Origin of the sequence: Ensifer sp. Root1252 (genome assembly GCF_001425885.1) — a bacterium.
GTDB classification, from domain to species: Bacteria; Pseudomonadota; Alphaproteobacteria; order Rhizobiales; family Rhizobiaceae; genus Ensifer; species Ensifer canadensis.
The window spans coordinates 82,695-105,303 of record NZ_LMDT01000020.1 but is presented as its reverse complement, the minus strand read 5'-3'; the positions used below and the strand labels follow the sequence as shown (position 1 = coordinate 105,303).

General features: G+C 60.8%; 30 protein-coding genes and 3 pseudogenes. 18 read left to right on the top strand and 15 right to left on the bottom strand.

Annotation, left to right across the window (positions count from 1 at the left end; all coding sequences use genetic code 11):
• Positions 1–5 precede the first annotated feature (5 nt).
• From rplX to rplQ, 15 genes are all read left to right on the top strand, one after another.
• A complete protein-coding gene (gene rplX, locus ASD02_RS20315; RefSeq protein ID WP_025426674.1) occupies positions 6–317 on the top strand; it encodes a 50S ribosomal protein L24 in 312 nt (103 codons plus the stop codon).
• Entirely contained in the window at positions 310–867 is a 558-nt protein-coding gene (rplE, locus tag ASD02_RS20310; protein ID WP_025426675.1) for a 50S ribosomal protein L5, read from the top strand. Before rplX ends, rplE begins: the two co-directional genes overlap by 8 nt.
• 34 nt (positions 868–901) lie before the next feature.
• A complete protein-coding gene (rpsN, locus tag ASD02_RS20305) occupies positions 902–1,207 on the top strand; it encodes a 30S ribosomal protein S14 (protein WP_025426676.1) in 306 nt (101 codons plus the stop codon).
• 12 nt (positions 1,208–1,219) lie between these two features.
• Positions 1,220–1,618 (top strand): 30S ribosomal protein S8, encoded by a 399-nt coding sequence (rpsH, locus tag ASD02_RS20300; protein WP_025426677.1) that lies wholly within the window; start codon positions 1,220–1,222, stop codon positions 1,616–1,618.
• Positions 1,619–1,658: 40 nt separating this feature from the next.
• Positions 1,659–2,192, top strand: a complete 534-nt coding sequence (gene rplF, locus ASD02_RS20295; RefSeq protein WP_025426678.1) for a 50S ribosomal protein L6 — start codon at positions 1,659–1,661, stop codon at positions 2,190–2,192.
• Between the two features lie 12 nt (positions 2,193–2,204).
• Positions 2,205–2,567, top strand: coding sequence for a 50S ribosomal protein L18 (gene rplR / locus ASD02_RS20290; RefSeq protein WP_025426679.1), 363 nt, complete (start codon positions 2,205–2,207; stop codon positions 2,565–2,567).
• A gap of 128 nt (positions 2,568–2,695) precedes the next feature.
• Positions 2,696–3,265, top strand: a complete 570-nt coding sequence (gene rpsE, locus ASD02_RS20285; RefSeq protein WP_025426680.1) for a 30S ribosomal protein S5 — start codon at positions 2,696–2,698, stop codon at positions 3,263–3,265.
• A gap of 12 nt (positions 3,266–3,277) precedes the next feature.
• Positions 3,278–3,481, top strand: coding sequence for a 50S ribosomal protein L30 (rpmD, locus tag ASD02_RS20280; RefSeq protein ID WP_025426681.1), 204 nt, complete (start codon positions 3,278–3,280; stop codon positions 3,479–3,481).
• A gap of 13 nt (positions 3,482–3,494) precedes the next feature.
• Positions 3,495–3,965, top strand: coding sequence for a 50S ribosomal protein L15 (rplO, locus tag ASD02_RS20275; RefSeq protein WP_025426682.1), 471 nt, complete (start codon positions 3,495–3,497; stop codon positions 3,963–3,965).
• A 233-nt stretch (positions 3,966–4,198) separates the two neighbouring features.
• Positions 4,199–5,539, top strand: a complete 1,341-nt coding sequence (gene secY / locus ASD02_RS20270; protein WP_025426683.1) for a preprotein translocase subunit SecY — start codon at positions 4,199–4,201, stop codon at positions 5,537–5,539.
• Positions 5,536–6,114, top strand: a complete 579-nt coding sequence (locus ASD02_RS20265; RefSeq protein WP_025426684.1) for an adenylate kinase — start codon at positions 5,536–5,538, stop codon at positions 6,112–6,114. The genes secY and ASD02_RS20265 overlap by 4 nt, the downstream gene beginning before the upstream one ends.
• 231 nt (positions 6,115–6,345) lie before the next feature.
• Positions 6,346–6,714 (top strand): 30S ribosomal protein S13, encoded by a 369-nt coding sequence (gene rpsM / locus ASD02_RS20260; protein ID WP_025426685.1) that lies wholly within the window; start codon positions 6,346–6,348, stop codon positions 6,712–6,714.
• A 228-nt stretch (positions 6,715–6,942) separates the two neighbouring features.
• Positions 6,943–7,332 (top strand): 30S ribosomal protein S11, encoded by a 390-nt coding sequence (rpsK, locus tag ASD02_RS20255; protein ID WP_003536496.1) that lies wholly within the window; start codon positions 6,943–6,945, stop codon positions 7,330–7,332.
• A 103-nt stretch (positions 7,333–7,435) separates the two neighbouring features.
• A complete protein-coding gene (locus ASD02_RS20250) occupies positions 7,436–8,446 on the top strand; it encodes a DNA-directed RNA polymerase subunit alpha (RefSeq protein ID WP_025426686.1) in 1,011 nt (336 codons plus the stop codon).
• A 44-nt stretch (positions 8,447–8,490) separates the two neighbouring features.
• Positions 8,491–8,916, top strand: a complete 426-nt coding sequence (rplQ, locus tag ASD02_RS20245; RefSeq protein ID WP_025426687.1) for a 50S ribosomal protein L17 — start codon at positions 8,491–8,493, stop codon at positions 8,914–8,916.
• A 40-nt stretch (positions 8,917–8,956) separates the two neighbouring features.
• On the opposite strand, the gene msrQ is transcribed toward rplQ, so the two are convergent.
• Positions 8,957–9,619 carry a protein-methionine-sulfoxide reductase heme-binding subunit MsrQ gene (gene msrQ, locus ASD02_RS20240; RefSeq protein WP_057221444.1) on the bottom strand — a complete coding sequence of 221 codons (663 nt, stop codon included), beginning with the start codon at positions 9,617–9,619 and terminating at the stop codon, positions 8,957–8,959.
• Positions 9,620–9,621: 2 nt separating this feature from the next.
• Positions 9,622–10,569 (bottom strand): protein-methionine-sulfoxide reductase catalytic subunit MsrP, encoded by a 948-nt coding sequence (msrP, locus tag ASD02_RS20235; protein ID WP_025426689.1) that lies wholly within the window; start codon positions 10,567–10,569, stop codon positions 9,622–9,624.
• Positions 10,570–10,767: 198 nt separating this feature from the next.
• Here msrP and ASD02_RS20230 point away from each other — a divergent pair, with 198 nt between their 5' ends.
• From ASD02_RS20230 to sugE, 3 genes are all read left to right on the top strand, one after another.
• A complete protein-coding gene (locus ASD02_RS20230; RefSeq protein ID WP_057221445.1) occupies positions 10,768–12,165 on the top strand; it encodes a DegQ family serine endoprotease in 1,398 nt (465 codons plus the stop codon).
• Positions 12,162–13,469 (top strand): replication-associated recombination protein A, encoded by a 1,308-nt coding sequence (locus tag ASD02_RS20225; protein ID WP_057210900.1) that lies wholly within the window; start codon positions 12,162–12,164, stop codon positions 13,467–13,469. The genes ASD02_RS20230 and ASD02_RS20225 overlap by 4 nt, the downstream gene beginning before the upstream one ends.
• A 227-nt stretch (positions 13,470–13,696) precedes the next feature.
• Positions 13,697–14,011, top strand: a complete 315-nt coding sequence (gene sugE, locus ASD02_RS20220; protein ID WP_025426692.1) for a quaternary ammonium compound efflux SMR transporter SugE — start codon at positions 13,697–13,699, stop codon at positions 14,009–14,011.
• A 60-nt stretch (positions 14,012–14,071) separates the two neighbouring features.
• Here the strand turns inward: sugE and ASD02_RS20215 are convergent, their stop codons facing one another.
• The 13 genes and pseudogenes from ASD02_RS20215 to ASD02_RS20170 all read right to left on the bottom strand — a co-directional run bounded on the left by ASD02_RS20215 (position 14,072) and on the right by ASD02_RS20170 (position 22,597).
• Positions 14,072–14,857, bottom strand: a complete 786-nt coding sequence (locus ASD02_RS20215; RefSeq protein WP_057221446.1) for an ATP12 family chaperone protein — start codon at positions 14,855–14,857, stop codon at positions 14,072–14,074.
• The gene (locus ASD02_RS20210; protein ID WP_057221447.1) at positions 14,850–15,515 is read right to left on the bottom strand and encodes an HAD-IA family hydrolase; all 666 of its coding nucleotides are present in this window, start codon (positions 15,513–15,515) and stop codon (positions 14,850–14,852) included. Before ASD02_RS20210 ends, ASD02_RS20215 begins: the two co-directional genes overlap by 8 nt.
• Complete coding sequence (locus ASD02_RS20205; RefSeq protein WP_025426695.1) at positions 15,515–16,507, bottom strand: RluA family pseudouridine synthase; 993 nt, start codon at positions 16,505–16,507, stop codon at positions 15,515–15,517. Before ASD02_RS20205 ends, ASD02_RS20210 begins: the two co-directional genes overlap by 1 nt.
• A gap of 37 nt (positions 16,508–16,544) precedes the next feature.
• The gene (gene crcB / locus ASD02_RS20200; protein WP_057210904.1) at positions 16,545–16,922 is read right to left on the bottom strand and encodes a fluoride efflux transporter CrcB; all 378 of its coding nucleotides are present in this window, start codon (positions 16,920–16,922) and stop codon (positions 16,545–16,547) included.
• A 26-nt stretch (positions 16,923–16,948) separates the two neighbouring features.
• Positions 16,949–17,782, bottom strand: a complete 834-nt coding sequence (gene fghA, locus ASD02_RS20195; protein WP_025426697.1) for an S-formylglutathione hydrolase — start codon at positions 17,780–17,782, stop codon at positions 16,949–16,951.
• Between the two features lie 25 nt (positions 17,783–17,807).
• Positions 17,808–18,455: a DUF1345 domain-containing protein gene (locus tag ASD02_RS20190; RefSeq protein ID WP_025426698.1), complete on the bottom strand. Its 648-nt coding sequence runs from the start codon at positions 18,453–18,455 to the stop codon at positions 17,808–17,810.
• A 40-nt stretch (positions 18,456–18,495) separates the two neighbouring features.
• Complete coding sequence (locus ASD02_RS20185; RefSeq protein ID WP_025426699.1) at positions 18,496–18,936, bottom strand: YaiI/YqxD family protein; 441 nt, start codon at positions 18,934–18,936, stop codon at positions 18,496–18,498.
• A gap of 80 nt (positions 18,937–19,016) precedes the next feature.
• Positions 19,017–19,193 (bottom strand): annotated as a pseudogene (locus ASD02_RS39860) (S-(hydroxymethyl)glutathione dehydrogenase); the annotation flags it as partial.
• Between the two features lies 1 nt (position 19,194).
• A pseudogene (locus tag ASD02_RS39855) lies at positions 19,195–19,439 on the bottom strand (S-(hydroxymethyl)glutathione dehydrogenase); the annotation flags it as partial.
• Between the two features lies 1 nt (position 19,440).
• Positions 19,441–20,003: pseudogene (locus ASD02_RS39850) on the bottom strand (zinc-binding dehydrogenase); the annotation flags it as partial.
• Between the two features lie 31 nt (positions 20,004–20,034).
• The coding region (locus ASD02_RS36555; protein WP_156408425.1) for an alcohol dehydrogenase catalytic domain-containing protein at positions 20,035–20,501 on the bottom strand (467 nt) is incomplete at its 3' end.
• A 22-nt stretch (positions 20,502–20,523) separates the two neighbouring features.
• Positions 20,524–21,369 (bottom strand): xylose isomerase, encoded by an 846-nt coding sequence (locus ASD02_RS20175; protein ID WP_057208289.1) that lies wholly within the window; start codon positions 21,367–21,369, stop codon positions 20,524–20,526.
• 22 nt (positions 21,370–21,391) lie between these two features.
• A complete protein-coding gene (locus ASD02_RS20170) occupies positions 21,392–22,597 on the bottom strand; it encodes an FAD-dependent oxidoreductase (protein WP_057208288.1) in 1,206 nt (401 codons plus the stop codon).
• Positions 22,598–22,609: the final 12 nt, after the last annotated feature.

Here is a 22,609-nt window from a genome sequence, read left to right as displayed (position 1 = left end):
GAGAGATGCAAAAGATTCGTAAAGGCGACAAGGTCGTCGTTCTCACCGGTAAGGACAAGGGCCGTACCGGCGAAGTCGTACAGGTTATGCCGAAGGAAGATCGGGCTGTAGTGCGTGGCGTGAACATGGTGAAGCGTCACCAGCGCCAGACCCAGAGCCAGGAAGCCGGCATCATCAACAAGGAAGCCTCGATCCATCTTTCGAACATCGCGATTGCCGATCCGAAGGACGGCAAGCCGACCCGCGTCGGCTTCAAGATCGACGGTGACAAGAAGGTCCGCGTGGCCAAGCGTTCGGGAGTAGTGATCGATGGCTAAGTCCGCTTATGAGCCCCGGCTCAAGAAGGAATATGTCGAGCGTATTCGTGCGGCTATGCAGGAGAAGTTCTCCTACGCCAACGAAATGCAGATCCCGCGCCTCGACAAGATCGTCATCAACATGGGTGTTGGCGAATCGACCGGCGACTCCAAGAAGCCGACCGTCGCAGCTGCCGACCTCGCTGCGATTGCTGGTCAGAAGCCGGTAATCACCCGCGCTCGCAACTCCATCGCTGGCTTCAAGCTGCGCGAAGGCATGCCGATTGGTGCCAAGGTTACCCTGCGCGGCGTTCGGATGTATGAGTTCCTGGATCGTCTCGTGAACATCGCTCTTCCGCGTGTTCGCGACTTCCGTGGCCTCAACCCGAAGTCCTTCGATGGCCGTGGCAACTTCGCCATGGGCGTCAAGGAGCACATTGTGTTCCCTGAGATCAACTACGACAAGGTTGATCAGATGTGGGGCATGGACATCATCGTTTGCACGACGGCTACTAACGACGACGAAGCACGCGCTCTGCTCACAGAGTTCAACTTCCCGTTCCGTCAGTAATCCGTAACGACAAGCGTAAAGAAGGATAACTGTTATGGCGAAAACGAGCGCAGTTGAAAAGAACAAGCGCCGCCGCAAACTGGTTGCCGGGCAAGCCTCTAAGCGCGCCGCTCTGAAGGCAATCATCATGAACCAGTCTCTGCCGATCGAAGAGCGGTTCAAGGCAACCATCAAGCTGGCTGAACTGCCGCGTGATGGATCCAAGACCCGCATCCGCAACCGTTGTGAAGTTACGGGCCGTCCGCGCGCCTACTATCGTAAACTTCGCATGTCGCGTATTGCGCTTCGCGAACTGGGCAATTCCGGCCGCGTGCCGGGTATTGTCAAGTCGAGCTGGTAAGGAGACGGGCACATGGCAATGACTGATCCGCTGGGCGATATGCTCACCCGTATCCGTAACGGCGCGGCACGCCGCAAGTCGAGCGTTTCCACGCCGGCTTCGAAGCTCCGCGCACGTGTTCTGGATGTCCTTCAGGCTGAAGGCTACATCCGTGGATACTCTGAAGTCGTATTTGGCAACGGCAAGGCCGAGCTGAACATCGAACTGAAGTACTACGAAGGCGCTTCCGTAATCCGTGAGATCGGACGCGTTTCCAAGCCGGGCCGCCGAGTTTATGTCTCGGTTAAGTCCATTCCGCAGGTCGCGAACGGCCTCGGCATCACCATCCTTTCGACTCCGAAGGGTGTGATGGCCGATCATCAGGCACGCGAACAGAATGTTGGTGGCGAGATTCTTTGCTCCGTCTTCTAAGACGTAACATGATCTCCATAGCGAACAGACAGGTATAAAAATGTCTCGTATCGGTAAAAAGCCCGTTCAAGTTCCTGCAGGCGTCACGGCAAGCGTTGATGGCCAGAAGGTAACGGCGAAGGGCCCTAAGGGCGAACTGTTCTTTGTTGCAAACGACGAAGTATCGGTAGCGCTCGAAGACAACGCGGTTGTTGTACAGCCGCTCAACCAGAGCAAGGATGCTCGTTCCAAGTGGGGCATGTCCCGCACGATGATCGAGAACATCCTGAAGGGTGTTAAGGACGGTTACGAGCGCAAGCTCGAAATCAACGGCGTTGGTTACCGCGCTTCGCTGCAGGGCAAGAACTTGCAGCTGGCACTCGGTTTCAGCCACGACGTGGTCTACCAGACGCCGGAAGGCATCACGATCGCTGTACCGAAGCCGACGGAAATCGTCGTCTCCGGCATCAACAAGCAGCAGGTCGGCCAGGTTGCAGCGGAAATCCGCGAATACCGCGGCCCCGAGCCCTACAAGGGCAAGGGCGTCAAGTATGCCGGCGAGCGGATTGTCCGCAAAGAAGGCAAGAAGAAGTAAGGATCACGCGAAATGGCTAGCAGGAAAGATACTCTTGTGCGTCGCGCCAACCGCGTGCGCCGTCAAATCAAGGCGGTCGCGAATGGCCGTCCGCGCCTGTCGGTTCATCGCTCGTCGAAGAACATCTACGTACAGGTTATCGACGACGTGGCCGGCAAGACGCTTGCGTCTGCCTCCACGCTCGACACCGATCTGCGTTCGTCTTTGAAGACGGGCGCTGACGCGGCAGCTGCTGCTGCCGTCGGCAAGCTCATCGCTGAGCGCGCCGTAAAGGCTGGCGTCAAGGACGTTGTCTTTGATCGTGGCGCCTTCATCTATCATGGTCGCATCAAGGCTTTGGCCGAAGCTGCACGTGAAGGTGGTCTGAACTTCTGATCGGTTGCCAGGCGGGCCTTGCGCCCGCCTGGAACCCTCATAAGTTTCCGGTCGCTTCCGATCCACAGGACGGGGGCGACTTTTGTCAATCTGCCGATTGCACCCGGAAAAGAAAAAGGAAAAGGACAATGGCACAGGAAAGAAGGGGTTCTCGCGAAGATCGCCAGAACCGCGAAGAGCGCGACAGCGAATTTGTCGATAAGCTCGTAGCAATTAACCGCGTCGCCAAGGTGGTGAAGGGCGGTCGTCGTTTCGGTTTCGCAGCTCTCGTCGTCGTTGGCGACCAGAAGGGCCGCGTTGGCTTCGGTCATGGCAAGGCGCGCGAAGTGCCGGAAGCCATCCGCAAGGCAACGGAAGCCGCCAAGCGCGATCTGATCTTCGTCCCGCTGCGTGGTGGTCGTACCCTGCATCACGACGTTCACGGCCGTCACGGCGCCGGCAAGGTGCTGCTGCGTTCGGCCAAGGCCGGTACCGGTATCATCGCTGGTGGCCCGATGCGCGCCGTTTTCGAAACGCTCGGCGTTCACGACGTCGTCGCTAAGTCGACCGGTTCGTCGAACCCGTACAACATGGTTCGCGCAACGTTCGACGCCCTCAAGAACCAGATGCACCCGAAGGACATCGCAGCTCAGCGCGGCATGAAGTACGCCACGCTCCAGGCTCGTCGTGTTTCCTCCGGCGCTGCTTCCGAAGAATAAGGGAGCTGACAGATGGCTAAGAAAGAAAACGCTGCGAAGACGGTTACCGTCGAGCAGATCGGTAGCCCCATTCGCCGTCCGGCCGTACAGCGTCAGACGCTCATCGGCCTGGGCCTCAACAAGATGCACCGGGTTCGCACGCTGGAAGATACCCCAGCTGTTCGCGGCATGATCCGGTCGGTCCAGCACCTCGTTCGCGTCGTCGACGAGAAGTGAGGGGGATAAGCTCATGAAACTGAATGAAATCAAGGACAACGAAGGCTCGACCAAGAACCGCAAGCGTCTTGGCCGTGGCATCGGTTCCGGCTCCGGCAAGACTGCCGGTCGCGGTGTGAAGGGTCAGAAGGCTCGTTCGGGCGTTGCCATCAACGGCTTCGAAGGCGGCCAGATGCCAATCTACCGTCGTCTGCCGAAGCGCGGCTTCAACAACATCTTCGCTTCGGAGTTTGTTGTCGTGTCGCTCGGCCGCATCCAGACGGCTATCGACGCCAAGAAGCTTGACGCTTCGAAGACCGTCGATGCAGCAGCTCTCAAGGCTGCCGGCGTGATCCGTCGCGAAAAGGACGGCGTTCGCGTCCTGGCCGATGGCGAACTGAAGGCGAAGATCTCGCTCGAAGTTGCAGGTGCTTCCAAGCCGGCGATCGAAAAGATCGAAAAGGCTGGCGGCTCCATCAAGCTGCTTTCGGCTGCTGCCGAATAATATTACTGATCAACCGCCCGGGGTGCTTCACTCCGGGCGGTTTTGCTCCCATATGTGAGCCTCACGTCCGCGATGGCGAATCGCTCGCCTCGGCGGACATAGCGGAAACCACGGTGAGGCATCCGATTGCAGACACAATCGCCTCGCGTCCGGTTTTCAAGACGAAAAGTTAGTCCTTCCGGAACGGACAGGGTACTCCCGCTGATTCCGAGATTTGGTACGCGGAGAATTGCATGGCTTCTGCAGCGGAACAGCTCGCCTCGAACCTGAATTTCTCGACTTTCGCCAAGGCGGAAGATCTGAAGAAACGACTGTGGTTCACGCTTGGTGCGCTTTTGGTCTACCGTCTTGGCACCTATATCCCGCTGCCCGGCCTCAACCCGGACGCGTTTGCGCAGGCCTTCCAAGGCCAGAGCGGCGGCATTCTCGGGCTCTTCAACATGTTTTCGGGCGGCGCAGTGGAGCGCATGGCGATCTTCGCGCTCGGCATCATGCCCTATATCTCTGCCTCGATCATCGTTCAGCTGATGACCTCCGTCGTTCCGGCGCTGGAACAGCTGAAGAAAGAAGGCGAGCAGGGTCGCAAGATCATCAATCAGTACACCCGCTACGGCACGGTGCTTCTCGGCGTCATGCAGGCCTATGGCATTGCCGTCGGCCTTGAGAGCGGCAACGGCCTCGTGAACGATCCGGGTTGGTTCTTCCGTATTTCCACGGTTATCTCGCTGCTCGGCGGCACGATGTTCCTGATGTGGCTCGGCGAGCAGATCACATCGCGGGGCATCGGTAACGGCATCTCACTGATCATCTTCGCCGGCATCGTCGCCCATCTGCCGACGGCTCTTGCCGGAACGCTCGAGCTTGGCCGCACCGGTGCGCTTTCGACCCCGTTGATCCTGGCGATCATCGTCATGGTCGTTGCCGTCATCGCGCTCATCGTCTTCGTCGAACGCGCCCAGCGTCGTCTTCTGATCCAGTATCCGAAGCGCCAGGTCGGCAACCGCATGTTCCAGGGCGACACGTCGCACTTGCCGCTGAAGCTCAACACTGCGGGTGTTATCCCGGCGATCTTCGCATCGTCGCTGCTGCTGCTGCCGGCGACGCTTGCTGGTTTTGCCAACACCGCGGCGTTGCCCGGCTGGGCCACATCTATCGTCAGCGCGCTCGGTCACGGCCAGCCGCTCTACATGGTGCTCTACGGCGGCATGATTGCGTTCTTCGCCTTCTTCTACACGGCCATCGTCTTCAATCCGAAGGACACAGCCGACAATCTGAAGAAGCATGGCGGCTTCATTCCGGGCATCCGCCCGGGCGAGCGTACGGCTGAATACATCGACTACGTTCTGACGCGCATCACCGTGCTTGGAGCGATCTACCTGATCTTCGTCTGTATCCTGCCCGAAATCCTCATCGCCCAGACTGGCGTGCCGTTCTACCTTGGTGGTACGTCGCTTTTGATTGTTGTCAGCGTTACCCTTGATACGGTAGCACAGATCCAGGGTCACCTCATCGCTCAGCAGTATGAGGGGCTGATCAAGAAGTCGAAGCTGCGCGGAGGAAAGAGGGGACGATGAGACTGATTTTTTTGGGACCGCCCGGAGCTGGCAAGGGGACACAAGCCAAGCTTCTGACGGAGAGGTACGGTATTCCGCAGCTTTCCACAGGTGACATGCTGCGGGCGGCCGTCGCCCAGGCGACCGACGTCGGCAAGCGCGCCAAGGCTGTTATGGACGCCGGACAGCTCGTTTCTGATGCGATCGTCAACGAGATCGTGTCGGACCGGATCGACGCCCCGGATTGTGCCAACGGCTTTATCCTCGACGGATATCCGCGCACGGTCCCGCAGGCGGTCGCTCTCGGCCAGATGCTTAAAGGCAAGGGCTTGAAGCTCGATGCCGTGATCGAGCTCAAGGTCGACGAGACGGCGCTTGTAAAGCGTATGGAGAATCGCGTAGCGGAAACTATCGCTGCGGGCGGCTCGGTCAGATCGGACGATAATCCGGAAGCCTTCAAGCGTCGGCTGACGGAATATCGGGAAAAGACCGCACCTTTGTCGGAGCACTATGCCGGCACCGGTGAGCTTAAGACGGTCGACGGCATGGCCGATGTAGACGCCGTGACTGCACAGATCGAGAAGATTCTGGCCTAGACCCTGGGTCTTTGCCGAAAAGGAACCGCCGGGGAGTTGACTTTTCCGGCTGATTCCGCCAAAGACAGCGCCAACTCGCGACATGGGAGCGATCGGCGCGGTCTTCAACGAAACGAAGTCCGGGTACGGTCGGTTTTGACGTGTCTCGAACCTCAATCAACGTGCGGCTCTTGAGGTCGCGTAACGAAGCACCTATTGCCGGATGGCAACTGGAACGCAAGGAGAATAGACGTGGCACGTATCGCTGGCGTCAACATCCCGACGGCAAAGCGCGTTGTTATCGCGCTGACCTACATTCACGGGATCGGACCGAAATTCGCACAGGAAATCGTCGAGAAGGTCGGTATTCCGGCTGATCGCCGCGTGCATCAGTTGACGGACGCTGAAGTTCTTCAGATCCGCGAAACGATCGACCGCGACTACCAGGTTGAAGGTGACCTGCGTCGCGACACGTCGATGAACATCAAGCGTCTGATGGACCTGGGCTGCTACCGCGGCCTGCGTCATCGCCGCAGCCTGCCGGTGCGCGGTCAGCGTACCCACACCAATGCCCGCACCCGCAAGGGTCCGGCAAAGGCGATCGCCGGTAAGAAGAAGTAATTTCCCGAATAGGGAGATTGGGAGGCTGGCGCACGCGCCGGCCTCCTTTTGCAGTTTGGGAAGGGCGTTGCCCGACCGTCGCATTGCCTAACCGGTTTTGCGAAATGCCTGCAGGGCCGGTTCCACCGGTCCTGGATGAAACTGAAGAAGCAGGGCAGGGGACGAAAATTCCTTTCCCGGTGGAGCCGCTGGAATTACGGCGGTGCAGAGATCTAAGAAAGGGATCCTATGGCCAAGGAAGCCACCCGCGTTCGCCGTCGCGAACGCAAGAACATCACGTCTGGCGTCGCGCACGTCAATTCGTCGTTCAACAACACCATGATCACCATCACCGACGCACAGGGCAACGCAATTGCCTGGTCGTCTGCCGGTGCCAAGGGTTTCAAGGGCTCGCGTAAGTCGACCCCGTTTGCCGCTCAGATCGCCGCTGAAGACTGCGCCAAGAAGGCCCAGGAACACGGCATGAAGTCGCTTGAAGTTGAAGTTTGCGGTCCGGGTTCCGGCCGTGAATCCGCACTTCGCGCGCTGCAGGCTGCGGGCTTCATGATCACCTCGATCCGCGATGTGACCCCGATCCCGCACAACGGTTGCCGCCCGCGCAAGAAGCGCCGCGTCTGATCATTTGCGTTCAAAATGCCGGTGAGGGCGCTTCGGCGTGCTCCCGGACTTCGGGGCTCGGTTGTCACGATTGGATGGTGACAACGAACGGAAGGCACAAAACATGATCCAGAAAAATTGGCAGGAACTGATCAAGCCGAACAAGGTGGAGTTCATCTCCTCGGGCCGCACCAAGGCAACGTTGGTCGCGGAACCGCTTGAACGCGGCTTTGGTCTGACGCTCGGCAACGCGCTTCGCCGCGTGCTGCTGTCGTCGCTTCGCGGTGCTGCTGTTACCGCGGTGCAGATCGACGGCGTCCTGCACGAGTTCTCCTCTATCCCGGGCGTTCGGGAAGACGTGACGGACATCGTGCTCAACATCAAGGAAATCGCCATCAAGATGGATGGCGACGACGCAAAGCGCATGGTTGTGCGCAAGCAGGGTCCGGGCGTTGTAACCGCCGGTGACATCCAGACGGTTGGCGACATCGAAATCCTCAACCCGAACCATGTGATCTGCACCCTCGACGAGGGCGCTGAAATCCGCATGGAGTTCACCGTCAACAACGGCAAGGGCTACGTTCCGGCTGACCGTAACCGTTCGGAAGATGCTCCGATCGGCCTCATCCCGGTCGACAGCCTGTACTCGCCGGTCAAGAAGGTCTCGTACAAGGTGGAAAACACCCGCGAAGGCCAGGTTCTTGATTATGACAAGCTGACGATGTCCATCGAGACGGACGGCTCCGTCACCGGTGAAGATGCGATCGCGTTTGCGGCCCGCATCCTTCAGGACCAGCTGTCGGTTTTCGTCAACTTCGACGAGCCGCAGAAGGAAGCAGAGGAAGAGGCAGTCACCGAGCTCGCCTTCAACCCGGCGCTTCTCAAGAAGGTCGACGAACTGGAACTTTCCGTCCGTTCGGCCAACTGCCTGAAGAACGACAACATCGTCTACATCGGCGACCTCATTCAGAAGACCGAAGCAGAAATGCTCCGCACGCCGAATTTTGGTCGCAAGTCGCTGAACGAAATCAAGGAAGTTCTCGCTTCCATGGGCCTGCACCTCGGCATGGAAGTGCCGTCCTGGCCGCCTGAGAACATCGAAGATCTCGCCAAGCGTTACGAAGACCAATACTAACCATTAGACTGCGGGCAGATGCCTGCAAGTGAAGGAGAATAGCAATGCGCCACGGTAAAGCCGGCCGCAAGCTGAATAGAACCGCCAGCCACCGCAAGGCGATGTTTGCCAACATGGCAGCTTCGCTGATCGAGCACGAGCAGATCGTTACGACCCTGCCGAAGGCTAAGGAAATCCGCCCGATCGTTGAAAAGCTCGTCACTCTCGGCAAGCGCGGCGACCTGCATGCTCGTCGTCAGGCGATCTCGCAGATCCGCGACGCCGCTGTCGTTTCGAAGCTGTTCGACACGATCGCATCGCGTTACGCCACCCGCAACGGCGGCTACCTGCGTATCATGAAGGCTGGTTTCCGCCAGGGCGACAACGCTGCTCTCGCCGTCATCGAATTCGTTGACCGCGACACCGATGCAAAGGGTGCGAAGGATCGCGCTCGCGTCGCAGCTGAAGCTGACGCCGCAGAAGCAGCCTGATCTTTTCAGGTAAGCTGAATTGAAAGCGGCCGGGTGTTCGTCACCCGGCCGCTTTTTCTGTTTCCGCTGTCCGGATCGGTCGGTTGGCGACCTGCCGTTTACGCTTCAGATAGGGCTTGCGCACCAGGCGCCAGCAAAGGAGCAAGGTGACCAAAGCCAGATAGGTCATCTGCTCGAGGCCGACCACCTTGACTGACATGGCGAAATGCAGCGCTCCCGCCGCGGCGATCACATAGGCAAGCTTGTGCAACTGGTTCCATTTGCTGCCGAGCCTACGGACCGACCAATTGTTGGATGTCAGCGCCAGGGGGATGAGCATCAGCAGCCCGGCCATTCCGATGGTGATGAACGGGCGCCGGGCGATGTCGGCGATGATGGCGGGGATGTTCAGGACCTGGTCGAGCAGGAAATAGGCCAGGAAGTGCATCACCACATAGTAGAACGCCAGCAGCCCGAGTGCGCGCCGGTAGCGCAGCCAGTTGACGCCGAAGATATCGCGGATGGGGGTGATCGCCAGCGTGGCGACCAGAAAGCGCAGCGCCCAGATGCCGAGCAGGTGCTCGAATTCCTTGACGGGGTTTCCAGGCAGGCGTCCGGTGGCGCCGAGGTAAAAGGCGGCAAGGGCCGGACAGAGGCCCAGCCCGTACAATCCCCAGACGGACGCGGAGTGAAAGCGTTTCGGCAGGGCGGGCAGCTTGGGCATTCTTAGAAGTTCGCTCTCAGGTCCATGCCGGCATAGAGACCGGCGACTTCTTCCGCATAGCCATTGAAGGGCAGGGTATCGCGTCGGTTGGCGCCGAAGAAACCACCGCCACCGATCCTGTTTTCGGTCGCCTGGCTCCAGCGTGGATGGTCGACGGTCGGGTTAACATTCGCATAGAAGCCGTACTCATTGGGTGCCGACAGGTTCCATGTCGAAGGCGGCGGCGTTTCCGTCAACGAGATTCGCACGATCGACTTGATACCCTTGAAGCCATACTTCCAAGGAGTGACCAGTCGGATCGGCGCACCGTTCTGATTTGGCAGGGTCTTGCCATAGACGCCGACCGAGAGAATGGTGAGCGGATGGCGCGCCTCGTCGAGGCGCAGACCCTCGCGGTAAGGCCAGGGCAAAGCCTGAAAGAAGCCTGATTGGCCGGGCATCTCCTCGGGGCGCACCACGGTCTCGAATGAGACATATTTCGCATTGCCGAGTGGCTCGACTTTGTCGAGCAGGGCTGCGAGCGGGAACCCGGTCCAGGGAATGACCATCGACCAGGCTTCGACGCAACGCATCCGGTAGACACGCTCCTCGATTGGAAGCGCCAGAAGCTCCTCCAACCCGAATTCCTTCGGCTTGCCGACAAGACCATCGACCTTCACGGTCCATGGGGTCGGTTTGAAGGTATCCGAGTTGGCCGCAGGATCGGCCTTGCCGGTCCCGAACTCATAAAAATTGTTGTAGCCGGTGACGTCGGCCTCCGGCGTCAGATCCTCCTCGACGGTGTATCTGCCCTTGGGTGCGGCGAGTGCAGCCGCTTGGACCGAACCGACGCCAGTGCCTGCAATCAGCAAACCACCTGCCGTCGTCGCTAGAAAGGCGCGGCGCGAGAGAAAGCAGCTCTCCGGCGTGATTTCGGACGATGCGATTCTCGGTGGACGATAGGCCGGCATGATCTTTTCCGCTTTCAACGTGTGGGTCTTGTCTGCTCAAACTGACCAGAGTTTCGATCACTGAGAAAGAGGCGGATAACCACGTTTTCGTGCGTTCTACGTGATGGCGCCGACTTTGCGTATCTCGCAGTGACGTTTGCCTTTTTTCCTGCGAAATCCTATCTGAACGTAGCCGCGACGAATAGGAGAAGGCTTCATATGATCTTTGGTTCAAGGGCGCTTGCGACGCTCGTTCTCGCTGTCTCTCTCGCCTGTCCGGCAATGGCCCAGGATGCGAAGGTCGTGCCCCAGTCGCGCACCGAGATGCAGGTTTCCTTCTCGCCTCTGGTCAAGCAGACGGCGAATGCGGTCGTCAACGTCTATGCCGAGCGCGTGGTCGAGCGCCGGTCGGTCTTCTCGGGCGATCCCTTCTTCGAAGAGTTCTTCGGGCAGCGCATGCCGAACCGCAGCGAGAAGCAGTCGTCGCTCGGATCCGGCGTGATCGTCGGCAAGAACGGCATCGTCGTTACCAATAACCACGTCATAGAAGGCGCCGACGATATCAAGGTGGCGCTTGCCGATGGCCGCGAATATCCCTGCAAGATCGTGCTCAAGGATGACCGCCTCGATCTTGCGGTCCTGAAGATCCAGTCCGATGGTCCGTTCGACATCATCCCGATCGGCGATTCCGATGCGGTCGAGGTCGGCGATATCGTTCTGGCGATCGGCAATCCCTTCGGCGTCGGGCAGACGGTGACGAGCGGCATCGTTTCCGCGCTCGCCCGCAATCAGATTTCGTCGGGCGATTTCGGCTTCTTCATCCAGACGGACGCCGCCATCAACCCCGGCAATTCCGGCGGTGGCCTGATCGACATGAACGGTGCGCTGATCGGCATCAATACCGCGATTTTCTCCAAGGGCGGCGGCTCGAACGGCGTCGGCTTTGCCATCCCTGCCAATCTGGTGAAGGTGTTTGTCGCCTCCGCCGAGGGCGGCAATGGCTCCTTCGTGCGTCCGTTCATCGGCGCGTCCTTCGAGCCCGTGACCTCAGAAGTCGCGGAAGCTCTTGGCCTTGATCGCGCTCGCGGCGCGCTTGTCACCGCCGTCGTCACCGACGGGCCCGCAGCCTCAGCTGGCATCAAGCCGGGGCAGGTGATCACAGCGGTCAACGGCATCGCCGTGGAACATCCCGATGCCCTCGGCTACCGCCTGACCACGGTCGGTATTGGCCACGAGGCCCGCGTCACCGTTTCCGAAAACGGCAAACCGCACGATGTCAGCCTGAAGCTCGACCGTGCACCGGAGACGTCGCCCCGCGACGAGCGCCTCATCGAGGGCCGCAATCCGTTTGCCGGTGCGGTCGTAGCCAATCTCTCTCCCCGATTGGCCGACGAACTGCGCATGTCGACCTCGCTGCAGGGTGTCGTCGTTACCGAGATCAACCGTGGCTCGCCCGCCGCGCGCATCGGACTGGCGCCGAAGGATATTATCCGCTCCGTCAACGGCGCGTCGATCGACAGTTCGAAGACATTGGAGAGCGTGATGGCCGAGGGTGCCTCCTTCTGGCGCGTCGAAATCGAGCGCGATGGCCAGATCATTCGTCAGTTCTTCCGATGAGCGATCTCTTCTCGTCCTCCGAGCCGCCGGAAATGACCTCGGCAAGACCGCTTGCCGATCGTCTGCGGCCGCGCACGCTGTCCGAAGTCACCGGCCAGGAACACCTGACGGGCGTGGATGGCGTGTTGACGCGCATGATCGCATCGGGCTCGCTCGGATCGATGATCTTCTGGGGACCGCCTGGAACGGGCAAGACGACGGTCGCCCGGCTGCTGTCGGGCGAGGCGGGGCTTGCCTTCGAGCAGATCTCGGCGATCTTTTCCGGTGTCGCCGACCTCAAGAAGGTTTTCGAATCGGCAAGGGCCCGGCGGATGTCGGGCCGCCAGACCTTGCTCTTCGTCGATGAGATTCATCGTTTCAACCGTGCCCAGCAGGACAGCTTCTTGCCCGTCATGGAAGACGGCACGGTCATCTTGGTCGGGGCGACGACAGAAAATCCGTCTTTCGAACTCAACGCCGCTCTCTTGTCACGCGCCCGTGTGCTGACGTTCAAGCCGCATGGAGAAGAGAGCCTGCGAGAATTGCTGAAGCGCGCCGAAGAGACGGAAGGCAAACCTCTTCCGCTGGATGAGGACGCCCGGGCAAGCCTGATCCGGATGGCCGATGGCGACGGCCGGGCGGCGCTCACGCTGGCCGAGGAGGTCTGGCGCGCCGCGCGGGCGGACGAGATCTTCGATGTCGACGCGCTGCAGAGGATCGTGCAGCGACGAGCGCCGGTCTACGACAAGGGGCAGGACGGTCACTACAACCTGATTTCGGCCCTGCACAAATCGGTGCGCGGCTCCGACCCGGATGCGGCACTTTATTATCTCTGCCGAATGTTCGATGCCGGCGAGGATCCGCTCTATCTCGGACGGCGCCTCGTCCGCATGGCGGTGGAGGATATCGGCCTTGCCGATCCTCAGGCACTGGCGATCTGCAATGCCGCCAAGGATGCGTATGATTATCTCGGTTCGCCGGAAGGAGAACTGGCGTTGGCCCAGGCCTGCGTCTATCTCGCGACCGCACCGAAATCGAATGGTGTCTACATGGCTTACAAAGCGGCCATGCGGGCGGCCAAGGAAAACGGTTCGCTTCTGCCGCCGAAGCATATTCTGAACGCGCCGACCAAGTTGATGAAGGGCGAGGGCTACGGCGACGGCTATCGTTACGACCACGATGAGCCCGATGCGTTTTCGGGCCAGGACTATTTCCCGGAAAAGATGGGACGCAAGACCTTCTATGACCCGCCGGAACGCGGCTTCGAGCGAGAGATCCGCAAGCGGCTGGAATGGTGGGCAAAGCTGCGGCGTGAGCGGAGCTGACTCCATCTCTCTGTTGCGACGCATTTCCTGGCGGGAAACCGCTTCGCACTTTTTGCTGGAAATGCTTAAGCCTTGCCGGGCGTGCAGGGCTGATTTGCCCGGGCATATCTTGCTGCCGTCAGAAAACCGTGAGATAGAACCCGCGTTGCAGACGGCTGCACGGTTTTGAGACTTTCGATACCGAACATCCGCGGGGACGGCCTCGCTCCATACTCTAGGAGTTTGAAATGGCCTGGTTAATCCTCCTGCTTGCCGGTATCCTCGAAATCGGCTGGGCAATCGGTCTCAAATACACCGACGGTTTCACGCGGCTGACGCCGACGGTCCTGACCGTCGGTTCGATGATCCTTAGCATCGCCTTGCTTGGTCTGGCGGTCCGAACGCTGCCGCTCGGCACGGCCTATGCCGTCTGGACCGGCATCGGCACGGTCGGTACCGTCATTCTCGGCATTTTCCTCTTTGCCGAGCCGGCGACGTTCGTCCGCCTCGGTTGCATCACGCTGATCGTTGCCGGTATTGCCGGGCTGAAGCTTTCTGCCTAACGCAACGTCAGAGATCTCTCGCAAGGGCAGCTGACTTTCGCAGCCTGTTCCGGCGCGCCGCTATCGCAGCGCGTCGAGGACGGCAGTCGCCGCCTGCATCTCCTGCCAGCGGCCCTCGCGGCGCTTGAACGCTTCCTCGTCTGTGCCCCAATGCTCGATCTGCCAGTCCTCATCGACATGGGCTGCAATCCAAGCCTGTTCGGCGGTCAGCCGGCCGGACGCGAACGCAACCGCGAGCAGCGCCGAGCCGGTCAAGGTGGTGATCGTATGCACGCAGGTCAGGCCGAGCGGCGTCGCAAAGGCGCGCAGGCCCTCTGCATAGGCGGTGATTGCCTCACCGGGCTGTTCCTGGTGGATGACGCCCTCGGCCAGAATGAAGCGGGCGCCGAGCGACTGCGCAGCCCATTCGAGCACCGGGTTCCAGACGGCGTTCTGCCATCCGACGAGCCCTTCCGGGCTGGACGCGCGGTAGCAGAGCAAGTCGGTTCCAGCGAAACGTAAGATGTCCTCGAAAACCGAGCGCTGGTCCTTCGCCACACCGTCGAGCGCCGTGTTGGCGATCCGGGTGACCGGCATCTTGGCGGGGTCGATGACCTCGACCTGCGCATCCCATTCGGCTGCCAGCATTTCGGCAAGCTTCAGGGTCGGGACCGCAAGCAGATTTTTCGCCGGCGTGCGCACCGGTCGGCCGTCAAGCAGCACGCTGTGGCCGCCGTCTTCCGAAGTGCCGATGCTGACGTCCTTGTAGAAGCGCTTGGGCAGCGGCTTCAGCATCTGGATCTGTGCGCGCCGGACCGGGTCCTCGTGGCTCAACGCACCGCTGAGTTCATCGCGAATATCAGGCATGATAGTGTTCCATCCACTCCATGATGTCGGCCGGCGTCCGTGCAATGTAGTCGGCCCCCGCCTCGACGAGATCCGGTACGTCGGCATAACCCCACGCAACACCGATGGCGGCGGCGCCGGCGGCCTTCGCCATCTGCATATCATAAATCGCATCGCCGATGACGACAGTATCGCTCGGATCAATCCCGGCTTCCGAGCAGCATTCCGAGACCATTGCTGGATGCGGCTTTGAAGGGCAGTCGTCGGCCGTGCGCGAGACGAAGAATATCCGGTCGAAGCCGTGGGTCTCGGCGATATGCGTCAGACCGCGGCGCGATTTGCCGGTGACCGCGCCAATCAGCAGCTCGTCGCGGCCGGACAGCGTCTGCATCATCTCCGCGATGCCGGGAAACAGCAGCTCCTGAAATCCGGATTCGCCGCGCACGCCGGCAAAAATCGCCTTGTAATGGGCCGTCATTGCCAGCGCCTGGTCGTCGATATGCTCGTGTCCGAGCAGGCGAGCAATGGCGATGTCAAGGGTCAGGCCGATGATGCCCTTGGTCGCGGAAAGTTCGGGTCGATCGAGTTCGAAGGCTTCGAAGGTCCGTGCCATCACTTCGTGGATCAGACCGCCGCTGTCGACCAGCGTGCCATCGCAATCGAAAAGCGCCAGTTTCATCAGTCGTCCTCGCCGGGCTCGTTCTCTTCGAAGCCTAGCAGGTTCCAGCTCTGGACCATGTGCGGCGGCAGCGGCGCAGTCACCCGCAGGCGACCGCCATCCGGGTGCGGGATATCGATATGGCGTGCGTGCAGGTGCAGCCGGTTCTGCATGCCGCCGGGCAGGCTCCAGTTGAAATCGGCGTCGAAATACTTCGGGTCGCCGAGGATCGGATGGCCGATGTGCAGCGCATGCACGCGTAGCTGATGGGTACGGCCGGTATAGGGCTCCATCTCCAGCCAGGCGAGGTTCTGTGCTGCCTGCTCGCGCACACGGTAGTAGGAAATGGCGTGGTCGGCGCCATCTTCACCGTGCTTGGCGATGCGCATGCGGTCGCCGTCCGGCGTCTGTTCCTTGACCAGCCAGGTCGAGATGCGGTCCTCGCGCTTGCGCGGGACGCCCTTCACCAGTGCCCAATAGGTCTTCTTGGTGTCGCGCTCGCGGAAGGCAGCCGTCAGCTTCTGCGCGGCGCCACGCGTGCGGGCAATCACCAGAACGCCGGAGGTGTCGCGGTCGAGGCGATGAACCAGACGGGGTTTTTCGCCACGCTGGTTGGTCCATGCCTCGAGCATCTTGTCGATGTGTCGGTTGACGCCGGAGCCGCCCTGTACCGCAAGCCCAGCCGGCTTGTTCAGCACGATAACCTTCGCGTCCTCGTGCAGCACCATGCGCGACAGCAATTCCCCGTCGGGCGAGTGGCGAAGGTCGCGTCCGGCGATCGGGCCAGTCTTTATCTCCTTGGCGTCGACGTTAAGCGGAGGGATGCGGACCGTCTGGCCCGTCTGCAGGCGCGTGTCGGATTTGACGCGGCCGCCGTCGACACGGATCTGGCCCGAGCGCAGCAGCTTCTGCAGCGGACCGAAACCCAGTCCGGGGAAATGCACCTTGAACCAGCGATCGAGGCGCATGCCTGCCTCGTCGCCGTCCACCTGCTTGTGTTCTATGCCTGCCATCTCAGCGAACCTGCTTCCTGTTCTTTAGAGGCAGCCTTTAGACCATTGCGCGCATCAGGGCCAGCCCGGCAAACACCGCCAGTATCGAAAGCACGATGCTGGCGGCGATGTAGCCGAGCGCGAGTGCAGCATCGCCACGCTCGAGCAGCATAATGGCGTCCAGTGAAAAAGCCGAAAAGGTGGTGTAACCGCCCAGCACGCCGGTGATCAGGAACAGTCGCATCTCCGGCGAAGCGCCGAACTTGCGCATGATCAGCTCCGCAAGCAAGCCGATCAGGAACGAGCCGGTGACGTTGACCATGAGCGTTCCCCATGGAAGGGCCGGGCCCCATCGTTGAACCGTCCAAAGGCCGACAAGATAGCGGGCCATCGATCCGATGGCGCCGCCGGCACCGACGAGAAGAAGTTGGGACATCGCAGCCTCCGGCCGTTTCACTGGGATCAGGCCAGCCGCTCGGCGTGCCACTTCAGATGATCGCCCATGAAGGTCGAGATGAAGTAATAGGAGTGATCGTAGCGCTCATGCATGCGCAGCGTCAGGTCGATGCCGGTTCCCTTGATCGCTTCCTCGAAGAGCCATGGCCGCAGGCCGTTGTCGAGGAAACTGTCCGCCTTGCCCTGGTCGATCAGGAACTCCGGGAAGCGGGCACCATCCTTGACCAGCGCGCAGGCATCGTATTGCCGCCAGGCGGCCCTGTCCTCGCCGAGGTATTTCTCGAAGGCGCCGATGGACCAGTCGGCCGTCGACGGCTCGACGATCGGCGCAAAGGCCGAGCAGCTGCGGAAACGGTCCGGATGCTTGAGCGCGATGGTCATTGCACCGTGACCGCCCATCGAATGGCCGAAAATGCCCTGCCGGCTCATATCGATGCGAAAATGCTGGCTGACGAAGGCCGGCAGCTCCTCGGTGATGTAGCTGTACATCTGATAGTGCTCGGACCACGGTGTTTGCGTGGCATCGAGGTAGAAGCCTGCGCCCTTGCCCATCTGCCAGTTGGTGAGTTCGTCGGGAACTTCCGTGCCGCGCGGGCTGGTGTCGGGGCAGACGACGATCAGCCCGAGCTCGGCTGCCATACGGCGGTACTCACCCTTTTCCATCACGTTGGCATGGGTGCAGGTGAGGCCCGAGAGATACCAGAGCACCGGCCGCGGCTCCTTGATCGCCTGTGGCGGGACGAAGACAGCAAACGTCATCTCGCCCTTGCAGGCCGCGGATTCGTGCGAGAAGACGCCCTGCATGCCGCCAAATGCGGTGTTCTGAGAAAGGACTTTCATCAAATGCTCCTTGGATATCGTGGGATCAGCCGGCGAGTTGCACGGCCGCGTTGACCGCAGCGGCGACAAGCACGGTGTTGAAGAAGAAGGAGACGATGGCGTGCATCAGGTTGATGCGCCGCATCGCCGTGGTGGTGATGGCGACGTCCGAAGTCTGGGCGGTCATGCCGATCACGAAGGAAAAATAGAGGAAATCATAGCCGCCGGGTTCCGGCGTCTCGGGAAAATCGAGGCCGCGCTGCGGGGCAGGGGTTTGCGCGCCGTCGTCAGGCACCCAATAGACATGGGCATAGTGCATGGCCGCCATCACGTGGATGGTCGCCCAGCCGAGAACGACCGAGGCAAAGGCTAGCGCCAGTTCGAGCGTTGGCCCCTTACTTTCGCCGTTCAACGCGAAGAACAGCGAGACCAGCGCCGTGGCGGCCGCTGCGAAAGTGACCAGGAAAATCACCGCTTCGGGTTCGTCGGTGTTTCTCGCATGCGTCTTGAGATGCTTGCCCGTCATCATCCGCAGCCGCCGGGCGCTCATGATCAGGTAGACGCAGAAAAAAGTGACGGCTGAGACTTCGAAACTATAGCGCGGCGCGGCAAACCACATGACGGGCAGGCTGGCAAGAGCACAGGGGAGCGCGGTGTAGAACGGCCAGTGCCTGAGCCTTGTCGTCGCTGTCATCGGAGTGCCCCTGCGATCCCTTGCGGATTGACGCCGCGCCTCACTTTTTCGTCTGGCGCGCGAGTCGGTCAAGTGTCTCGAGGAAGGTCGAACGGTCGCGTTGCGTGAAGGCGGCATTGTAGCCCTTGCTTTCGCCGGTCTCGCGCAGGTGTTGGCCAAGGTCGCGCATGGCAGACGCCATGCCGATATTGCTCTTGTCGAAGACGCGCCCGGACGGGCCGGTGACGAATGCGCCGGCGGCCACGCAACGAACCGCAAGCGGCACGTCGGCAGTCACGACGATATCGCCCTCATGCGCGCGTTCGGCGATCCAGTCGTCGGCGGCGTCGAAGCTTGCCGACACGATGACGTTGTGGACCATCGGGTCGCGCGACGGTCGCAGGCCCGAGTTGGCGACGAAGGTCACCTTGAAGCCATGGCGCTCGGCCACCTTCAGCACTTCCGCCTTCACCGGGCAGGCATCGGCATCGACATAGATCATCCTGAATCCGTTTCTCAAATGGACCGAAAAAGCGCCGGAATACAATCGATTCCGGCGCTTTCCTGAATCGGATTTTAAGCTTAGTAGAGAACCACGCTGCGGATGCTCTCGCCGGAGTGCATCAGCTCGAAGCCCTTGTTGATGTCTTCGAGCGGCATCGTGTGGGTGATCATCGGATCGATCTCGATCTTGCCTTCCATGTACCAGTCGACAATCTTCGGCACGTCGGTGCGGCCGCGGGCGCCGCCAAAGGCGGTNGTGTGGGTGATCATCGGATCGATCTCGATCTTGCCTTCCATGTACCAGTCGACAATCTTCGGCACGTCGGTGCGGCCGCGGGCGCCGCCAAAGGCGGTGCCCATCCAGCTGCGACCGGTGACGAGCTGGAACGGACGGGTGGAGATTTCCTGGCCGGCACCGGCAACGCCGATGACCACCGACTTGCCCCAGCCGCGATGCGAGGCTTCGAGCGCCTGGCGCATCACCTTGGTGTTGCCGGTGCANCCGGCACCGGCAACGCCGATGACCACCGACTTGCCCCAGCCGCGATGCGAGGCTTCGAGCGCCTGGCGCATCACCTTGGTGTTGCCGGTGCAATCGAACGTATAGTCGGCACCGCCGATCTGGTCGGCCCCGCGCTTCGTCATGTTGACGAGGTAGGGCACGATGTCGTCGCCAACCTCCTTCGGATTGACGAAGTGGGTCATGCCRAAGCGTTCGCCCCAGGCYTTCTTGTCGTTGTTGAGATCGACGCCGATGATCATGTCGGCGCCGGCAAGCCTGAGSCCCTGGATGACATTGAGGCCGATGCCGCCGAGGCCGAAGACGATCGCGGTCGCGCCGATCTCGACCTTGGCCGTGTTGATCACCGCGCCGATGCCGGTGGTGACGCCGCAGCCGATATAGCAGATCTTGTCGAACGGCGCGTCGGGGTTGACCTTGGCCAGCGCGATCTCCGGCAGCACGGTGTAATTGGCAAAGGTGGAGCAGCCCATATAGTGATGGATCTTGTCCTTGCCGATCGAAAAGCGCGAGGTGCCATCCGGCATCAGGCCCTGGCCCTGGGATACGACTTTTCCCGTCGATCATCTCGACTANTTGACCTTGGCCAGCGCGATCTCCGGCAGCACGGTGTAATTGGCAAAGGTGGAGCAGCCCATATAGTGATGGATCTTGTCCTTGCCGATCGAAAAGCGCGAGGTGCCATCCGGCATCAGGCCCTGGCCCTGGGTCGAGCGGATCGCCGTGCACAGGTTGGTCTTGCGCGACAGACACGACGGGCAGGTCCGGCATTCCGGCGTATAGAGCGGGATGACATGGTCGCCCTTCTTGACCGAGGTCACGCCCGGGCCGACATCGACGACGACGCCGGCACCYTCATGGCCGAGGATCGCCGGGAACAGACCTTCGGGGTCGGCGCCGGAAAGCGTGAAATCGTCGGTGTGGCAGATGCCGGTCGCCTTGACCTCGATCAGMACCTCGCCGGCCCGCGGSCCTTCGAGCTGAACGGTCATCACTTCCAGCGGCTTGCCGGCCTGAACGGCGACGGCGGCGCGTACATCCATAATAATATCTCCGATAGTTTGATTAGGTCAGGGGGCCGGTTGAGACCTTCGCCCACAAATCACGAGCATGTTGCTTCAGCGCCAGGGATTCCTCCCAACGGTCTGTAGTATCTTCGCCGAAGCGGTCTGTTATCGCATAGGGTTTGGGGCCGAGTTCGCAGACGAATGCGAGGCTGTCGTTCGCCCCTGCCCGCTTTTGCCAACTGCGAAAACCAAATTCCCACCAGCCGAGAAAGAGATCCACCCAAGGGCGATGGTGAGGATAGGAGATCTCGATTTGGACCTGTTCTCGTGAGGCTACTCTTCCGTGGAATGCCCAGGAGCAGTCCAGAATCTTCTCGATCAGTCGGTGATTTTCGTCGGAGATGGGCCAGGAAAACTCGCGCCCGACGAGGAAATGGGACACATCTCCCAGTAGCCTCAGATTCGGAAGACGATCAAGAAGGTCCAAGGTGAAGAAAAGGTCGGTGGTCATCCGATCGCGATGAGTCTCGATCAAAACAGGAATTCTCGCTTCCTCCGACAGTTGTTGCCAACCTTCAAGAAGTGGCAGGCAATCTTCTACGCGGCGCAAACGAACGTCGGGTTGCAGGCAGATATGGTGAACACCGAATTCGGCGGCGTTTTCAAGAACCGGCTTGAGATCATCTATGGTCGTTGGAAAACACTGGCCTTCGACCTGAAGGCCGAATTGGCGCAGCAGGGCGTGAAGCCACCGCACATACGCTCGGTCGTGCCAGTGCGCGCTTACACCATCAAAGCCTCCTTGAGCGATCCGCTCGACCTTCTCCTCGAGGGTGAATTCGGAGCGTCTGCTGCTGCGCAGTTCCATCGCCCAAAGTGATTGAAACACCAAAAGTGATTGCATTGCCCCATCCCCGCCGATTTGATCACGCGGCCCGCGCGCTTTTCAGAAGCGTCTTCAGATTAACCGCCGGGTCAGCCAATGACGCTGCATCGACAGCGGCGCCGGCAGCAATCAACATCTCGGCCAGCTTGATATCCTTGGCAATGGTGTTGCCAGCGCCCAGTCCTGCCGCCGCAACGAGCCGCCCGCCGTCCAGATAAAATTCCAGCTCTCCTTCTGCGAGGCAACGCACGACTGCCTGATGAGCGGGCTGCGGCAAACCCGCGACCTGCAAGCCCAGATCATATTGGTCGGTCCAGAACCAGGGGATGGCCAGGAATGCATCGTTGCCGCCCACCATGTTGCGGGCAGCAGTCTCGGCCTGGCTACGCGCATTGCGCCAACTCTCGAACCGGACATGCCCGCCGCTCGCCAACGAAACCGCCGCGCAGTCTCCGGCCGCGAATATGTCCGGATTGCTGGTGCGAAGGGAAATATCCACCAGGACGCCATTGCCGGTCGCAAGCCCTACCGCCTCGGCCAACGCCATATCGGGCTGAACTCCAATCGCTGCGACAACAATGTCGGCTGGCACCACGACACGATCGGCGAGATAAACGGCATCATCAGTGATTTCGGCCACCCCTTGTCCGAGATGGAACTGCACGCCCTCGCCCAGATGCCTGGCATGAAGCTTTGCGGCGAAACGCGTGGGTACGGCGCGCCCAAGCGGCTTTGGCGCAGCTTCAATGATGCTGACAGCAACGCGCTTTTTGCGCAGCACGGCTGCGAGTTCCATTCCGATCAGGCCGCCACCGACGATCGCGACGCTCTTGCCGATCTCGGCACCAGAGAAGATCGTCTCAGCATCCGCATAGGTGCGGAAGTCCAGCGCGCGTTCTGCGCCGGGGCATGTCAGCCGCCGCGGACGCGCGCCAGTGGCCAAAAGCAGCTTTCCATAGGTCAACACCCGCCCGTCGCTAAGCGCAACAGTATGGCTTTCCACGTCAATGCTCGACGCCGAGACACCCTGAAGGTAGTCGATGCCGGAAGCTTCCAGCGCCTGCGCTCCGCAGATCGGCTTCAACTGGACCGCACCCTCGATCGGTTTCGACAACGGCGGGCGCTCATAGGGCAGGTGAGGTTCCGAACCGACGAGCGTGACGGCTTCTAAGAAGCCTGCTTCGCGCAGCGCAAAGGCCGCTCGAGTACCGCATTCTCCGGCCCCGATAATGACGATACCGCCCATGCTCTATCTCCA

Coding starts and splice junctions, on each gene's coding strand:
- rplX (WP_025426674.1), top strand. CDS start 6: ATGCAAAAGATTCGTAAAGGCGACAAGGTCGTCGTTCTCACCGGTAAG.
- rplE (WP_025426675.1), top strand. CDS start 310: ATGGCTAAGTCCGCTTATGAGCCCCGGCTCAAGAAGGAATATGTCGAG.
- rpsN (WP_025426676.1), top strand. CDS start 902: ATGGCGAAAACGAGCGCAGTTGAAAAGAACAAGCGCCGCCGCAAACTG.
- rpsH (WP_025426677.1), top strand. CDS start 1,220: ATGGCAATGACTGATCCGCTGGGCGATATGCTCACCCGTATCCGTAAC.
- rplF (WP_025426678.1), top strand. CDS start 1,659: ATGTCTCGTATCGGTAAAAAGCCCGTTCAAGTTCCTGCAGGCGTCACG.
- rplR (WP_025426679.1), top strand. CDS start 2,205: ATGGCTAGCAGGAAAGATACTCTTGTGCGTCGCGCCAACCGCGTGCGC.
- rpsE (WP_025426680.1), top strand. CDS start 2,696: ATGGCACAGGAAAGAAGGGGTTCTCGCGAAGATCGCCAGAACCGCGAA.
- rpmD (WP_025426681.1), top strand. CDS start 3,278: ATGGCTAAGAAAGAAAACGCTGCGAAGACGGTTACCGTCGAGCAGATC.
- rplO (WP_025426682.1), top strand. CDS start 3,495: ATGAAACTGAATGAAATCAAGGACAACGAAGGCTCGACCAAGAACCGC.
- secY (WP_025426683.1), top strand. CDS start 4,199: ATGGCTTCTGCAGCGGAACAGCTCGCCTCGAACCTGAATTTCTCGACT.
- ASD02_RS20265 (WP_025426684.1), top strand. CDS start 5,536: ATGAGACTGATTTTTTTGGGACCGCCCGGAGCTGGCAAGGGGACACAA.
- rpsK (WP_003536496.1), top strand. CDS start 6,943: ATGGCCAAGGAAGCCACCCGCGTTCGCCGTCGCGAACGCAAGAACATC.
- ASD02_RS20250 (WP_025426686.1), top strand. CDS start 7,436: ATGATCCAGAAAAATTGGCAGGAACTGATCAAGCCGAACAAGGTGGAG.
- rplQ (WP_025426687.1), top strand. CDS start 8,491: ATGCGCCACGGTAAAGCCGGCCGCAAGCTGAATAGAACCGCCAGCCAC.
- msrQ (WP_057221444.1), bottom strand. CDS start 9,619: ATGCCCAAGCTGCCCGCCCTGCCGAAACGCTTTCACTCCGCGTCCGTC.
- msrP (WP_025426689.1), bottom strand. CDS start 10,569: ATGCCGGCCTATCGTCCACCGAGAATCGCATCGTCCGAAATCACGCCG.
- ASD02_RS20230 (WP_057221445.1), top strand. CDS start 10,768: ATGATCTTTGGTTCAAGGGCGCTTGCGACGCTCGTTCTCGCTGTCTCT.
- ASD02_RS20225 (WP_057210900.1), top strand. CDS start 12,162: ATGAGCGATCTCTTCTCGTCCTCCGAGCCGCCGGAAATGACCTCGGCA.
- sugE (WP_025426692.1), top strand. CDS start 13,697: ATGGCCTGGTTAATCCTCCTGCTTGCCGGTATCCTCGAAATCGGCTGG.
- ASD02_RS20215 (WP_057221446.1), bottom strand. CDS start 14,857: ATGCCTGATATTCGCGATGAACTCAGCGGTGCGTTGAGCCACGAGGAC.
- ASD02_RS20210 (WP_057221447.1), bottom strand. CDS start 15,515: ATGAAACTGGCGCTTTTCGATTGCGATGGCACGCTGGTCGACAGCGGC.
- ASD02_RS20205 (WP_025426695.1), bottom strand. CDS start 16,507: ATGGCAGGCATAGAACACAAGCAGGTGGACGGCGACGAGGCAGGCATG.
- crcB (WP_057210904.1), bottom strand. CDS start 16,922: ATGTCCCAACTTCTTCTCGTCGGTGCCGGCGGCGCCATCGGATCGATG.
- fghA (WP_025426697.1), bottom strand. CDS start 17,782: ATGAAAGTCCTTTCTCAGAACACCGCATTTGGCGGCATGCAGGGCGTC.
- ASD02_RS20190 (WP_025426698.1), bottom strand. CDS start 18,455: ATGACAGCGACGACAAGGCTCAGGCACTGGCCGTTCTACACCGCGCTC.
- ASD02_RS20185 (WP_025426699.1), bottom strand. CDS start 18,936: ATGATCTATGTCGATGCCGATGCCTGCCCGGTGAAGGCGGAAGTGCTG.
- ASD02_RS20175 (WP_057208289.1), bottom strand. CDS start 21,369: ATGCAATCACTTTTGGTGTTTCAATCACTTTGGGCGATGGAACTGCGC.
- ASD02_RS20170 (WP_057208288.1), bottom strand. CDS start 22,597: ATGGGCGGTATCGTCATTATCGGGGCCGGAGAATGCGGTACTCGAGCG.